Origin of the sequence: Murinocardiopsis flavida (assembly GCF_003014485.1) — a bacterium.
Lineage (GTDB): Bacteria > Actinomycetota > Actinomycetes > Streptosporangiales > Streptosporangiaceae > Murinocardiopsis > Murinocardiopsis flavida.
In genome coordinates this window covers 260,686-273,062 of sequence record NZ_PYGA01000004.1, presented here as the reverse complement: position 1 = coordinate 273,062, position 12,377 = coordinate 260,686, and the positions used below count along the sequence as shown (strand labels likewise).

Genomic DNA, 12,377 nt, shown 5'->3' with positions numbered 1-12,377 from the left:
TTCGGGCGATGGGGTAGCCTTCGGCGGTCGCTGCTGCGCAGCAGCGACCGCCGAAGGACGTCCTGGTCGGGGTCGACCAGACCGGTACCCCGACCGAGCCCGCGTCCGGCGTGTGCCAGATCGCGAATGGGCGCCCCGCTGACCGTGTGTCCGGTACGTGTCAGGGCGCGGGTCGGGTGCGGATCGAGCGCGAGGCGGGTGTGGATGGCGTACCCGTCTCGGAGTCGGGGCGCCTTCCCCGCCGGGCGGGGCGTGGGAGTCCGCTGCGGGTCAGGCCGGGGTCCACTCGGCGTTGGCGCCGCACACCACGAGGCACGGGTGCTCGCCGGGGACGCGTCCGGCCAGCCATGCGGCGAACGGGACGGCGGCGGCGGGTTCGGCGGCGATGCGGAACTCCGTCCAGAGCCGGTCGCGCGCCGCGATGATCTCCGCGTCGTCGACCAGGACCGGTGTGATGGGGTTCGCCTCCAGTACGGCGAAGGGGATGTCGCCGAGGCGGGCGGCGCCGAGCGCCGACGAGGCCACGGAGTCGACGGTGGTGTCGACGGGGTGGCCGGCCGCCAGTGCGGCGTGCAGGCTCTGGCACCCCTCGGGCTCGGCGCCGACCACGAGCCGGTCGCCGCAGCCCTGCCGGACGCCCGCGGCAAGGCCGCCGCCGCCCACTGCCACGACGATGGTGTCGCACTCGGGTGCGTCGGCGGCGATCTCGTAGCCGATGGTGCCCTGCCCGGCGACGACGTCGGGGTCGTCGTAGGCGTGCAGGTAGCGCACCCCTTCGGTCTCGGCGCGGGCGCGTGCCGCCGCGGCGGCCTCGGCGTAGTGGTCGCCGACCCGGACGATCTCTGCGCCGGTGGCGGCGAGCGGGCGCGCCTTGGCGTCGGGGACGGTCTCGGGCACGTAGACGACGGCGGAGACGCCGAGGCGGGCGGCCGCCGTGGCGACGCCCAGGCCGTGGTTGCCGCCAGAGGCGGTGACGACCCGGTCGGTGATGCCTCCGGCGATCAGCGCGTTGAGCGCCCCTCGGAGTTTGAACGCCCCGGTGAGCTGGAGGTGCTCCAGTTTCAGGGTGACCGGGCGGCCGTCGATCTCGCTGTGCAGCAGCGGGGTGCGGCGCGCGTGGGCGGCGATGCGGTCGGCCGCGGCGAGGACGTCGACAGCGGTAGGGATACGCGTCGGGACTGCCGTGCTCGGTCTCATGCCCCTACTCTGCCCCGATCCAGCCATAAGATAAAGTTGGCGCTGCTTAGGATGATTAAGCAGTGCTTAGCTTGGAGGTCGGTGCGGAGCGTGCGTAGGTGCGGCGGACCCGGTCCGCGCCCGGCCGCCCGGCGGCAGCGGGCCGGACCCGGTTCGCGCGGGCGCACGACCGCGGGGCCAGTGCGCCGAGTTCTCCGGCGGCAGCAGGCCGGGCCCCATCCGCGTGGACGCACGACTCCGGGGCCGGTGCGCCGGGCCCTTCTGCGGAAGCGGGCCGGGTCCCGTCCGCGTGGACGCACGACCGCGGGGCCGCCGTGCTAGACGCCAACCGGTTGCGCGTGCTCGTGGAGGTCGCACACGCCGGATCCATCTCGGGCGCTGCCGAGCGCATGTCGTTCACACCGCCCGCGCTCTCCCAGCAGCTCACCAAGTTGGAGCGGGAGGTGGGCTGCGTCCTGGTCGAGCGCGGCCGCACCGGCGTCCGGCTCACCGGGGCGGGGCGGGTGCTGCTCGCCTACGGCGAGCGGGTCCTCGGCGAACTGCGCGACGCCGAGGCCGCGGTGCGCGCGGCGGCGGGCGAGGCGCCGCGCCGGCTGGCGCTGGGCGCCTTCGCCAGCGCGGGCAAGGTACTGGTCCCCGGGGCGATCGTGGCGTTCGGCCGGACACACCCGCACGTGCGCCTGGCACTGTCCGACGTCGAGCCGCCCGACGGGTACGGGCTGGTCACGTCCGGCGACCTCGACCTCCTGGTCACCCACCGCTATCCGGGCGTCACCCTGCCCGCCGCAACGGGGCTGCACCGCGAGCAGATCCTGGTCGACCCGCTGCTGCTCGTGCTCCCGGAGGACCACCCGGCGGCGCGCAGCGCCCGGCCGGGCCTGGGCGACGTCGCCGGTGAGGAGTGGATCTGCGGCGCCCCCGGCATCTCCAACCGGGTCGCGCTGGAGGCGGCCGCGCGCGCCGAAGGGGTGTCGGTCGAGGTCGCGTACGAGACCCGCGACTACGAGGTGATGCTCGCGCTGATCCGCGCCGGGGTCGGGGTCGGACTCGTGCCGAGCAGCATCCTGGGCGCGGCCCCGCCCGGAGGCTGGACCGCGCGCCCGCTGCCGGAGTCGGCTCTCGCACGGGAGATCTACGTGGTCCACCGCCGCCGTCCGCCCGACCCGGTTCCGGCCGTGGTGGCGACGTTGCGAGACTCGGCCCGCCGCGCCTTGACGGCACCGGGGACCTGAGCCCGGCCCGCCCGTGTTTCGCGCGGCGCGGACCCAGGCGCCATGGCACCGAAGGAGCACCGGGCTCGCCATGCCCCGTCGCCTCCGCGATGCCGAAGGCCGCCGCACCACCCCCGTTCCGTTGACTTGGTGAACAAGTGGACTGTCGGCTCGGCCCGTCCGCGGGGCGGCCTTCTCGCTGGTCCGCGGACGTGTGGTCTGTGGTCAGAAGCAGCGCCAACGGCGGCGAGGGGTCGGGGTTCGGCGGTATCGATCCGGCTTCCGGGGTGGTCGGTTCGTCTGCTGCGCGGCCTTGTCGGCGGGCCGCGTATTCATGCCGGGGGTGGGTGCCGAGAGCGTCCTTGCCCCCAGCGGACCTGGGCTGGGCTGCCGGGGAGCCTGCGCAGCAGCGACGGCCGAAGCAGACGCCGGGGTGGACGCCCAAGGCCCGCCGCGTACTGAGCGCGCGACCGGGGGTGCTTGTCACTGACAGTGCTGTGGTGTTGGTGCGGGCGGGGCGCCCGGGCGTGGTTGCGGTGGGTTCCGCGCGGCGTCGGGCCTGGCGGTCGAGGTGCGGGATGTGTGTCGGCCGTCGCTGCTGCGCAGGCACCCCGGCAGCCTGGGCACCGTCCCTTGGGGGCAAGGACGCCCTCGCCCGCGGGCGCCTGGCTTCTGGGACGGTCTCGTCTCCGGGTGCCCGTGCCCGCTTCCGCACGGTGCCGCGCAGCGGCAGTCCTTCTGGCGCCCGAGTCGCAGGGTGCGTGAGCACGCCGTCGTTCCCGTTGAGTCCACGGCATTGGGTGGGGTCGGCGCATCGCCCTGCACAGAAGGGCAGGTCAGCGGCCCGGGTGCGGCACCCCATTACTCCTCGCGTCTCACATCGTGAGAAGTCGATGGGAGGGACAATCTAGACAGCATCCGCATGACGTCTGGGTGGTCACCCCGCCTTGCCGCAGGCTCGCCCCACCCGCGAAAACCGGACACCACGCCCCCCGATCCCGCGTACCGGGTTGCCGCACCGGCGGGTCAGGCGGGGGCGTGGTGGTGGGCGCGTACGCGGGCGACTCTGGCTTCGATGTCGGTGAAGTGGCGGGTCATGGCGGCCTTCGCGGCGGCGGGGTCGCCCGCGCGCACGGCGTCGACGATGCCGCGGTGCCCGCGCCGGATCTCCTCGGGATCGCCCGCGGGTTCGAGTTCCGACTCGACCTGGTGGTACACGACCCAGAACAGCTCGATGAGCTGTCCGGCGAACCGGTTGTGCAGCGGCCGGTACAGGAGTTGGTGGAAGTTCCGGTCGGCCGACGAGAGCCCCTCTGCGTCCATGGCGGTGACCGCGTCGTCCAACTCGGCGAGGAACGCGTCGTCGGCGCGCTCCACGACCTGCTCGATCAGGGTCGCTTCGAGGATGCGCCGGACCTCCAGCAGCTCGCCCAGCGCCGCGGGGTCGGAGCGGACGGACTGGCGGGTGCTGTACAGCAGGCCGGGGGCGAACGCGGTGAGCGGTGCCTGCCCGACGAACGTGCCGTAGCCGTGCCGGATCTCCACGATTCCGAGGGTGTGCAGGGCGCGCAGTGCTTCGCGGACGGAGTTGCGGCTCGCACCCAGCTCCTCGACCAGCCGGGGCTCCGATGGCATGGCCGCGCCAGGGGCGAATCCGCGGTCGAGGATCAGGTCGATGATCCGGTCCTGGAGCTCTGGCCCGTTGGCTCTCATCGATCTCCCTCTTGTCAGCCGGTGGTTCCGAGATTACGGTACCTACTCATCCCATGTCCCATGTGGGATGAGTCACGAGGCACGGCCAGGAGGCGCACATGGCTCCCCCCGCACGCCCACCGACCACACGGTGGTACCGGCAACTGTCCCGAAAGGACTGGAAGGCGTTCTTCGCGGCGTGGCTCGGCTACGCCATGGACGGCTTCGACTTCGTCCTGATCACACTGGTCCTCACCGAGATCGGCCGTGAGTTCCACCTCGACACGGTCACGGTCGCGACCCTGGTGTCCGCCGCGTTCATTTCCCGCTGGTTCGGCGGCCTCGCGCTGGGCGCCGTCGGCGACCGCTACGGCCGGCGTCCCGCGATGGTCCTGAGCATCGTCCTGTACTCGGTGGGCACCTTCGCGTGCGGGCTCGCCGTCGGGTACTGGACGCTGTTCGCCGCCCGGCTCGTCGTCGGACTCGGCATGGCCGGCGAGTACAGCGCCAGCGCGACCTACGTCATCGAGAGCTGGCCCCGCGCCCTGCGCAACCGGGCCAGCGGATTCCTCATCTCGGGCTTCTCCCTGGGCGGCGTGCTCGCGGCGCAGGCCTACGCGCTGGTCGTGCCGGCGCTGGGCTGGCGGTCCCTGTTCTTCATCGGGATCCTGCCGATCGCGCTCGCGCTGTGGCTGCGCCGCGGCATCCCCGAGGCGCCCGACTGGCAGCACCAGGCGGCCGCCAAGCGCGAGGACTCCTTCATCGAGGTCCTCTACACCGGGCGGGTCGCGCCGTTCAACGTCCTCGCGAGTATCGCCGTGTTCGGCGCCCTGTTCGGGATCTTCGCGCTCGGGGCGTCGGGCTGGGCCGTGTGGCTGCTCATCGCGGTCGCCGCCGCGGGGCTCATCGGGTTCGCCGCGCAGTTCGCCCGCTCCCGCACCCCGATGATGATCACCCTCATGGTCGTGGTGTTCTGCGCGTTCCTGTACTCCTGGCCCATCCAGGCGCTGCTGCCGACCTACCTCCAAACCGAACTCGACTACACCCCCGGCCAGGTCAGCGGCGTCCTGGCGTTCTCAGGGCTGGGCACGATGGTCGGCTGCTGGATGGGCGGCTTCCTCGGCGACCGGCTCGGCACCCGGTACGCCTACGTCATCAGCCTGGGGATCTCCCTGGTCTTCATCCTGCCGGTGTTCGCTATGGGCGGCGACCTGCTCCTGCTGCTCGGTGCGCTGCTCTTCCTCCAGCAGGCGTTCGGCCAGGGCATCTCCGGGCTGCTGCCCAAGCTCATCGGAGGCTACTTCGACACCTCCCAGCGCGCGGCCGGGCTCGGGTTCACCTACAACGTGGGTGCGCTCGGCGGCGCGGCGGCACCGGTGATCGGCGCGCAGATCGCCGAGCGCACCAGCCTCGCCGTCGCCCTCGGCGGGCTCGCCTTCGGCCTCACCTTCGTCGTCATCGTCCTCATCGCGATCGACGCACCGGCGCGCGTCCAGCGGCTGTTCACACCCGACACCGAGGTCATGGTCGACCGCACCACAGACGCCGACCAGGTCGCCCCCGAGCTGCGCGCCGCAGCCGCCCCGCACAGCGGACCGACCGGAACCACCCCTCCCGACGGAACGGAGCCCACCACACCATGAGCACGCCGAGCACGCCGAACACCTCGGACTCGCCGAGCACCCCGGGCGCCCCGGCGCCCGGACCGAACACCGCGCGCGCCGACGCCCTCAGCGGTGTCGTCCCGCCGCTGTGCACACCCCTGACGCCCGAGCGCGCGGTCGACGCGCCCGCCCTGGAGCGCCTCGTCGCATTCCAGATCGAGGCGGGCGCGGCGGCCCTGTTCGTCGCCGGGTCCACCGGCGAGGTCGCCTACCTCACCGACGAGCAGCGGGGCCGCACCCTGGAGGTGGTCGCAGCGGCGGCGGCAGGGCAGGTCCCCGTCCTCGCCGGGATCGTGGACACCGCGACCCCGCGCGTCGCCGCGCACGCCGCGGCCGCGAAGGCGGGCGGCGCCGACGCCCTGGTCGCCACCGCACCGTTCTACGTGCCCACCCACCCCGCCGAGATCCGGACGCACTTCCGCGCGGTGCGCGCGGCGGCGGACCTGCCGCTGTACGCCTACGACATCCCGTCCTTCACCCACACCAAACTCGACGCCGAGACCGTGGTCGAACTCGCGGAGGAGGGCACGATCGACGGGCTCAAGGACAGCAGCGGCGACCTCGACGCGCTGCGCGCCGTCCTGGAGCTCGCACCGCCCGGCCTGCGCGTCTTCACCGGCTCCGAGGTGGTCGCCGACCTCGGCCTGCGGATCGGCGCGCACGGCATCGTCCCCGGCCTCGGCAACGTCGACCCGCACGGCTACGTGCGGCTCTACGACGCGGCGCGGCGCGGCGACTGGACGGCCGCAGAGCGCGAACAGGTCCGCCTCCGTGCGCTGTTCCGCCTGGTCAAGGCGGGCAACCCGGCGCGCATGGGGCCCTACTCCTCGGCGATCGGCGCGTTCAAGGAGGGGCTGCGGCTGCGCGGCGTCATCGGCGCCGCGACCACCAGCCTGCCCATGGTCGCCCTGGACGACGCCGAGCGGGCGGTGGTGCGCGAGCACCTCGCCGCGGCGGGGCTGCCCACCGAGGGGGACGACGCGTGAGCCGGGTGCGCGCCGCGCGCCTCCTGGGATCGGCGGCGGTCCTGGCGGTCTCGGTGGCCGCGGCCGCGGCCACCGCGGTGCCGCCCGCGGCGGCGGACACAGCGGCGGTCATAGGGGCCGACAATGGGACGGGCGGCGGGGGTGAGCGGGGACCGGCGCCCGCAGCCGCAACGGTCTTCGCAGCGGGCGGCGAAGGGTACGCGAGCTTCCGCATCCCGGCTGTCGTCGCCGCCGCAAACGGGGACCTGCTGGCCTTCGCCGAAGGGCGCAAGGGCGGCCCGTCCGACACCGGCGACATCGACCTCGTCCTCAAACGCTCGGCGGACAAGGGCCGCACCTGGGGCCCGCTCACGGTCGTGGGCGACAACGGCGCGAACACCTTCGGCAACCCCGTCCCCGTCGTGGTCCCCCGCACCGGCCGGGTGGTGCTGCTGAGCACGCACAACGCGGGGACGGTGGACGAAGACCAGATCCTGCGGGGCGAGGCGAGCGCGGAGGAGACCCGCCGGGTGTGGGTCCAGCACTCCGACGACAACGGCGGCACCTGGAGCGCGCCGCGCGACATCACCGGCGACGCCAAGCGCGGCGACTGGCGCTGGTACGCCACCGGCCCGGTGCACGGGATCGCCCTGCGCAGCGGGCCGCACGCCGGGCGCCTCGTCGTCCCGGCGAACCACTCCGCCGCCCCCGCTCCGGGCAGCGGCGACCAGGGCGACGAGGCGAAGTACTACGGGGCACACCTGCTCTACAGCGACGACGCCGGTGCGAGCTGGCACATCGGCGCGGTGGACGACTCCTACGAAGGCGAGGTCAACACCAACGAGTCCACTGTCGCCGAACTCCCGGACGGCCGACTGCACGTCAACCACCGCGACCAGAACGGGACGGCGGCGGGCACGCGGGCGGTCAGCCTGAGCACGGACGGCGGCGAGAGCTTCGCGTCCCCGCCGACGATGGCGCCGGACCTGGTCGGCCCGGTCGTGCAAGGCAGCGTGCTGCAACCCCGGGGCGGCCCGCTGCTGTTCTCCGGGCCCGGCCGCGCCGACGCCCGCGCGGACCTGGTGCTGCGTGCGAGCAGCGACAACGGGGAGAGCTGGGCCGACGCCCACGCGGCACCGCCCGGCCCGGCCGGCTACTCCGACCTGGTGGCACTCGGCGGGCGCTCCGTCGGGGTCCTCTACGAGACGGGGGAGTCGGGGCTCTACGAGCGCATCGCCTTCCTGCCGGTACCCCTGCGGCGCTGAACCCGATCCCGCGGGGCCCGGCCGACGCGCCGGGCCCCGCAGGATCGCCGGCATTGCGGGGCCGGGGTTCTCAGCGGATCCGCGGACAGGGGGGTCAGTGCGGCCGGCGGAGCAGGCGGGGGCGGAATCAGCGGGCCAGCGGGGTCAGCGGAGCCCGCGAAGTCAGCGAAATCAACGGAGCCAACAGAGCCAACGGAGCCAACAGAGTCAACGGGGTCCGCCGAAGCGCACCGCGACGCCGGGCGAGTACAGCACGCTCACCGGGTCCCCGAGCGGGGCGGGCAGCCCCGCCGCCGCGACCAGGTCCTCGTCGCACGCCAGCAGTTCGGCTTGGTACAGCGGCCACCGGGGGTGCGCATTGGGCAGGTACATCGTCCGGCCGCCGAACGCGCTGTGCATGCCCCACCGCGCGGTGAGGAAGTCCTCCAGCGGGCTGGGCGCCGCGATGCGCTCGCCCACCCGGACCGCGAGGCGGCTGGACGCACCGCGCGGTCCCGGCCAGCGCCGCACGCTCGCGTAGCGGACGGTGGCGCCGCTGGTCCGCACCGCCATGCGCGACCACACGTAGGGCAGGCGGAAGACGGCCCGCGCGACCGCGACCGGGATCAGCCGGGAGGCGTCGAGCGAGCGGAACACCACGGCGCGCCGCCCGCGGCCGTCCACCGAGTAGAGGCGGACGTTGGTCTCTGGGAAGCTGCCCAGGTAGGGGATTCCGGGCAGGTTGAACCAGCCCACCCGGTGCATCCGGAACGCCACCAGGCCCACGTAGGTGCGTCCGTCGACGGTGTCGGGCGCCGTCCCGGGCGGCAGCAGGGGCGCGACCGCGGCAGGGTCGACCGCCCAGTGGACGAACGCGAGATCGCGCCACGACTGGGTGAGCAGCGGGCGCGCGATGGCGTGCGGCGGATCGGCGCTGACGGGTTCGGTTGACGCGGTCGGCATGCGCCAAGGATCGCAGAGTCCACCGCGCCCGGCCCCTGGGCGCCGCCGGTTATGCGCCGCCCGGGCCGCTCTGGTAGGCCGGTCGCCATCGGTGACGGCGGGTTCGGCGGTGGTGGGCGTCCGGCCGGAACCGGTCGGATCGACCGGTCGCGGGGTCAGCGCGCCCGCACCGGGCGCCGGGCGCGGGGCTTCCCGGCACCGGGCGCCGACCGCGTGCTCCCCGGCCCGCCACCGGGCGCCGTCCCAGCGCCGAGTGCCGGGAACGCGGCGGGGCCGCACACGGGGAAGGGACCGCGGACGGGGCGCCGCCCGGACCGTGGCCGCACCCGGCCCGGGCAAACGCATTGTCCGCCGCCGCGGGATCCCGGAAAATTCTGATTCTCCCGGTAGCGCGGGCCGCCCCGGCCCCGCCCGGCTCCCTGCCGAAGGCCACTGCCATGCAACGCACCGACCGGATCTCCATCCACACCTCTGCCGACCGCCCCGCGCACGCCATGGCGCGCGAACTCTACGAGGCCGGCCCCGTGCCGACCGTGGAGTTCCCCGGCGGGATCGTGGTCAAGGCGCTGACCCGCGACGCCGAGTTGCGCGCCGCGCTGACCGACCCCCGCTTCGTCCGCGGCATCCGGCACTGGCGCGCGTACACCGAGGGGGAGATCGACACCGAGCACCCCATCGTGCAGTTCATGAACGTCGACCACATGCTCACCGCCAACGGGCACGACCACCTGCGCCTGCGCAAGATCCTGCAACCGGGCTTCACCCGGCGGCCGATGGAGGCGCTGCGGCCGATCGTCTCCGCGATCCTCGACGAGCTCCTGGACGACGTCGCCCGCGCACCGCAGCCCGTCGACCTCAAGGCCGCGCTGTCGTTCCCGCTGACCGTGCGCGTCCTGTGCCACCTGCTGGGCCTCGACGCCCAGCACATCCCGGAGATGGGCGAGCACATCCGCCGCGCGTTCAACCAGCAGGACGAGACCGCCAACGCCGCGGTGCGCACCTTCGTCACCGACGTGCTGGCGGAGAAGCGCGCGGCGCCCGACGACCGCATCCTGTCCCACATGCTCACCGCCCGCGACGCCGACGGCGCGCCGCTGTCGGACGCGGAGCTGACCGCCAACGCCATGCTGCTCGTCTCAGCGGGGTTCGAGACCACGATGGGCGCGCTGACCAACATCGTGCGCGCACTGCTCGAGCACCCCGAGCAGCTCGCCGCGGTCCGCTCCGGTGCCACCACGTGGGGGCAGGTCGTCGAGGAGGGGCTGCGCTACGACGGGCCGGTCAACACGCTGGGCTGGCTGTTCGCCACCGAGGACGTCCACTACCCGGGCGGGGAGGTCATCAGGGCCGGCGACGCGGTCCTGCTGTGCTTCATGGCCGCCAACCACGACCCCGACCGCCACGGGCCCGCCGCCACCGCGTTCGACGCCGTCGCCGCGCACCAGTCGCACCTGGCGTTCGGGCACGGCGTCCACCACTGCCTCGGCCGCCCGCTGGCGGAACTGGAGCTGTCCATCGCGCTGCCGGGGATCTTCGCGCGCTTCCCCGACCTCCGGCTCGCCCCGGACCAGGACATCCCCGAACCCTCCCCGATCATGAACCACCCCCGCACCCTCCCGGTCCTGACGGGCCCGGCCTGAGCGAGCGGAGACCGAGCGACGCTGCGGGTCAGGGGGCGGCGCGGTGGCGGGCGTCGGTGACCGCGGCCTCGGCGGCGGCGCGGTCCTGCCAGCCCCGCACCTCGCTGCTCTTGTGCGGTTCGAGCCGCTTGTAGATCTCGAAGAAGTGGCTGATCTCGTTGAGCTGGAAGACGGGCATGTCGCGCAGGTCCTGGACGTGCTCGACCCGCGGGTCGCCCGCCGGCATGCACAGCACCTTGGCGTCGGGGCCGCGCTCGTCGCGCATCCAGAACACCGCCACCGGCCGCACGTGCACGGCGCACCCGGGGAAGGTGTGCCGGTCGAGCGGCACGATCGCGTCCAGCGGGTCGCCGTCCTCGGCGAGGGTGTCGGGGATGTAGCCGTAGTCGGCCGGGTACTGGGTCGCGGTGAACAGTGTGCGGTCCAACCGGATCCGCCCGATGGAATGGTCCATCTCGTACTTGTTGTGGGACCCCTGCGGGATCTCCACCACCATGTCGAACTCCATCGCCCGCACCCCTCGTCGCGCCCCACCGCACCGACCGTCCCGGCACCCACGACCACCCTACGGCCCGCCCCCGGAGCAGCCGCGGATCGCCTCTCACCCCATGGCGCCGGGTATACGGATTAGGCTGACGCTCCGGACGGAGCCGGACGGCCTCTCGGCCATCGCGGCAATGGAGGCTGGCTGTGCACCCTCGCAAGGACACCGACCCACAGGTCGTCGGCGACATCAGAATCCTGGGCCGGCTCGGCGAGGGCGGGATGGGCCGCGTCTACCTCGGCCGGACTGAGGACGGCGACCGGGTCGCGGTGAAGACCGTGCACTACGCCCACACCGACAAGACTGCTGTCGTCGAACGATTCGAACGGGAGATCGCGGCGATGGGGATGGTCCAGTCGCCGGGGACCTCGGAACTGATGACCTCCTCGGAACCGGGCGAGAGCCCGGCATGGTTGGCGATGGAATACGTCCCCGGTCTGACACTGCGCGAGCACGTCGATCGCAGTGGACTGCTCGACGTCGAGGCGGCGGCCGCGCTCGGCCTGCTGCTGGCAGAGGCCCTGGCGGCGGTGCACGACGCCGGGATCCTGCACCGCGATCTGAAACCGACCAATGTCATGATGGGCCCGGACGGCCCCAAGGTCATCGACTTCGGACTGGTCGCCATCGGCGGTGCCGGAGGCGAGCTGACCGGGAGCACCACGACATTGGGGACTCCGCTGTGCATGGCCCCGGAACAGATCACGGACCCGAAGGCGGTGTCCGAGGCCGCAGACGTCTACGGACTCGGTGCCACTGTGCTTTTCGCCGCGACCGGGCACTTCCCCGTGCAGCGGGACTCCAGGGACGCACTGCTCGCCGCCGTCGCCACGTCGGCCGTGCCGCGTGACCTGTCGGGGCTGCCCGCTCCGCTGGAGCCGCTGTTCGCGGCCATGCTCGCGTTCGATCCTGCGGACCGGCCCGATCTCGGTGCGGTCCGCACCGCGCTGCGCGAGATGGTGGCCGCTTCCGGACGCACGCCGGCGGCGGCGCGGGCCGAACTCGCCCGTGCCTGCTATGTGCCCGATCCGGATGATGCGGCCGGCGGCGTCGTCACTGATGGCCCGGTGCCCCCGCTGCCTCCTCCAGTGCGCCCGTCGCCGCAGGTCGGAACGGAGGACGGAGTGGTCGTACGTGTCGCGGAGCGGCTGCGTCGGGACTACGCGCGTCCCAAAGCGGCCTGACCGCCGTAGGGGGTCCCCGCCGGGATGGGCCCGACAGTGACTCCGTCGGCCCGCTCCCGTGCCGGAGCATGCC

At 73.6% G+C, this 12,377-nt stretch carries 10 protein-coding genes; 6 read left to right on the top strand and 4 right to left on the bottom strand.

Annotated elements, in window-relative coordinates; all coding sequences use genetic code 11:
* Window positions 1-270: 270 nt before the first annotated feature.
* Window positions 271-1,197 carry a serine/threonine dehydratase gene (locus CLV63_RS08365; protein ID WP_106582343.1) on the bottom strand — a complete coding sequence of 309 codons (927 nt, stop codon included), beginning with the start codon at window positions 1,195-1,197 and terminating at the stop codon, window positions 271-273.
* 314 nt (window positions 1,198-1,511) lie between these two features.
* On the opposite strand from CLV63_RS08365, the gene CLV63_RS08360 reads away from it, so the two are divergent.
* Window positions 1,512-2,429: a LysR family transcriptional regulator gene (locus tag CLV63_RS08360; RefSeq protein WP_106582342.1), complete on the top strand. Its 918-nt coding sequence runs from the start codon at window positions 1,512-1,514 to the stop codon at window positions 2,427-2,429.
* A gap of 1,005 nt (window positions 2,430-3,434) precedes the next feature.
* Here CLV63_RS08360 and CLV63_RS08355 read toward each other — a convergent pair.
* The gene (locus CLV63_RS08355) at window positions 3,435-4,121 is read right to left on the bottom strand and encodes a FadR/GntR family transcriptional regulator (RefSeq protein ID WP_106582341.1); all 687 of its coding nucleotides are present in this window, start codon (window positions 4,119-4,121) and stop codon (window positions 3,435-3,437) included.
* A 98-nt stretch (window positions 4,122-4,219) separates the two neighbouring features.
* On the opposite strand from CLV63_RS08355, the gene CLV63_RS08350 reads away from it, so the two are divergent.
* The 3 genes from CLV63_RS08350 to CLV63_RS08340 are packed head-to-tail and all read left to right on the top strand — an operon-like array spanning window position 4,220 to window position 7,994.
* Window positions 4,220-5,743 (top strand): MFS transporter, encoded by a 1,524-nt coding sequence (locus CLV63_RS08350; protein WP_106582340.1) that lies wholly within the window; start codon window positions 4,220-4,222, stop codon window positions 5,741-5,743.
* Entirely contained in the window at window positions 5,740-6,750 is a 1,011-nt protein-coding gene (locus CLV63_RS08345; protein ID WP_106582339.1) for a dihydrodipicolinate synthase family protein, read from the top strand. The genes CLV63_RS08350 and CLV63_RS08345 overlap by 4 nt, the downstream gene beginning before the upstream one ends.
* The gene (locus CLV63_RS08340) at window positions 6,747-7,994 is read left to right on the top strand and encodes a sialidase family protein (protein WP_211301207.1); all 1,248 of its coding nucleotides are present in this window, start codon (window positions 6,747-6,749) and stop codon (window positions 7,992-7,994) included. The genes CLV63_RS08345 and CLV63_RS08340 overlap by 4 nt, the downstream gene beginning before the upstream one ends.
* 207 nt (window positions 7,995-8,201) lie before the next feature.
* Here the strand turns inward: CLV63_RS08340 and CLV63_RS08335 are convergent, their stop codons facing one another.
* Window positions 8,202-8,936: a YqjF family protein gene (locus tag CLV63_RS08335; RefSeq protein WP_106582338.1), complete on the bottom strand. Its 735-nt coding sequence runs from the start codon at window positions 8,934-8,936 to the stop codon at window positions 8,202-8,204.
* Window positions 8,937-9,373: 437 nt separating this feature from the next.
* On the opposite strand from CLV63_RS08335, the gene CLV63_RS08330 reads away from it, so the two are divergent.
* A complete protein-coding gene (locus CLV63_RS08330; RefSeq protein ID WP_106582337.1) occupies window positions 9,374-10,576 on the top strand; it encodes a cytochrome P450 in 1,203 nt (400 codons plus the stop codon).
* A 28-nt stretch (window positions 10,577-10,604) separates the two neighbouring features.
* Here the strand turns inward: CLV63_RS08330 and CLV63_RS08325 are convergent, their stop codons facing one another.
* The gene (locus tag CLV63_RS08325; RefSeq protein ID WP_106582336.1) at window positions 10,605-11,084 is read right to left on the bottom strand and encodes an inorganic diphosphatase; all 480 of its coding nucleotides are present in this window, start codon (window positions 11,082-11,084) and stop codon (window positions 10,605-10,607) included.
* 182 nt (window positions 11,085-11,266) lie between these two features.
* Here CLV63_RS08325 and CLV63_RS08320 point away from each other — a divergent pair, with 182 nt between their 5' ends.
* Window positions 11,267-12,304, top strand: coding sequence for a serine/threonine-protein kinase (locus CLV63_RS08320; RefSeq protein ID WP_106582335.1), 1,038 nt, complete (start codon window positions 11,267-11,269; stop codon window positions 12,302-12,304).
* Window positions 12,305-12,377: the final 73 nt, after the last annotated feature.

Coding starts and splice junctions, on each gene's coding strand:
- CLV63_RS08365 (WP_106582343.1), bottom strand. CDS start 1,197: ATGAGACCGAGCACGGCAGTCCCGACGCGTATCCCTACCGCTGTCGAC.
- CLV63_RS08325 (WP_106582336.1), bottom strand. CDS start 11,084: ATGGAGTTCGACATGGTGGTGGAGATCCCGCAGGGGTCCCACAACAAG.
- CLV63_RS08335 (WP_106582338.1), bottom strand. CDS start 8,936: ATGCCGACCGCGTCAACCGAACCCGTCAGCGCCGATCCGCCGCACGCC.
- CLV63_RS08355 (WP_106582341.1), bottom strand. CDS start 4,121: ATGAGAGCCAACGGGCCAGAGCTCCAGGACCGGATCATCGACCTGATC.
- CLV63_RS08330 (WP_106582337.1), top strand. CDS start 9,374: ATGCAACGCACCGACCGGATCTCCATCCACACCTCTGCCGACCGCCCC.
- CLV63_RS08350 (WP_106582340.1), top strand. CDS start 4,220: ATGGCTCCCCCCGCACGCCCACCGACCACACGGTGGTACCGGCAACTG.
- CLV63_RS08345 (WP_106582339.1), top strand. CDS start 5,740: ATGAGCACGCCGAGCACGCCGAACACCTCGGACTCGCCGAGCACCCCG.